At 78.4% G+C, this 1,062-nt stretch carries 1 protein-coding gene; it reads right to left on the reverse strand.

Translation table 11 applies throughout. The features are described from left to right. Positions 1–150 precede the first annotated feature (150 nt). Positions 151–1,062: NlpC/P60 family protein (locus WCS02_RS20550; RefSeq protein ID WP_340296175.1), on the reverse strand; the 912-nt coding region annotated here is incomplete at its 5' end.

Here is a 1,062-nt window from a genome sequence, read left to right on the forward strand (position 1 = left end):
GGCCGGCGGCGGGGTCGGCGCGCCGGGCGTCGCGCAGGACGCGGTCGAACGCGCCGGCGCCGTCGCCCGTGCCGCCGGTCGTCCCGGGGCGGGCGGTGCGGGCGGCGAGGAGGTCCTCCACGCGGGGGGTCCCTGCAGGGGTGCGGATGCTCATGCGGTCCGTCCGTCCTTCATGGCCGCCATGACGGCCGTCACGTAGTTCTGGGTCTCGGCGTACGGGGGGATGCCGCCGTGGCGGCGGACCGCGCCGGGGCCGGCGTTGTAGGCGGCGAGGGCGAGGTCGACGGACCCGAAGGCGTCCAGCTGCTGCCGCAGGTAGCGGGCGGCGCCGTCGACGGCCTGCGCCGGGACCATGGGGTCGACCCCGAGCTCCTTGGCGGTACCGGGCATGAGCTGCATGAGACCGCGCGCGCCGGCCGGGCTGACCGCGTCGGCGCGCATCCCGGACTCCTTCTGCGCGACGGCGGCGAGCAGGCCCTCGGGCAGGGAGTACCGGGCCGTGGCGTCGGCGAAGACGCCGGCCAGGTCGGTGCTCGGGGCCGCCCAGGCAGGCCGGGCGGCGGCCTGCACCCCGGCGGTCGCGGCAATCGCGGCGGGAGCGGCGCTGCCGTCGGGCACGACCCGGCGGATGGCGGCGACGTCGTCCCAGACCTTCATGATGCTCACGTCCTCGCCCTTCTTGGGCGAGGCGATCATCTGGCCGTCACCGACGTAGATGCCGATGTGGCGGCCGCTCGGCGAGCCCGCGCTGTCGAAGACGAGCAGGTCGCCCGGGCGGGCGTCGGCCATGGAGGCCACCGCGGTGCCCGCGTGGCGCTGGTCGGCGACGGTGCGGGGCAGGTCGACGCCCAGGTCGGCGAAGACGCGCTGCACGAAGCCGGAGCAGTCCAGGCCGGTGGCCGGGTCGGTGCCGCCCCACCGGTAGGGGACGCCGAGGTAGCGGCGGGCGGCGTCGACGACGTCGCCGCCGGTGGGCCCGCCCGCGGTGCGGGGGCCGGTCGCGCCGGCAGCGGCAGCGGCGGTGGTCCCGGCGGCGCCCGGCGTGCCGGCGCCCGTGGTGGC

The organism is Aquipuribacter hungaricus, assembly GCF_037860755.1.
GTDB lineage: Bacteria > Actinomycetota > Actinomycetes > Actinomycetales > JBBAYJ01 > Aquipuribacter > Aquipuribacter hungaricus.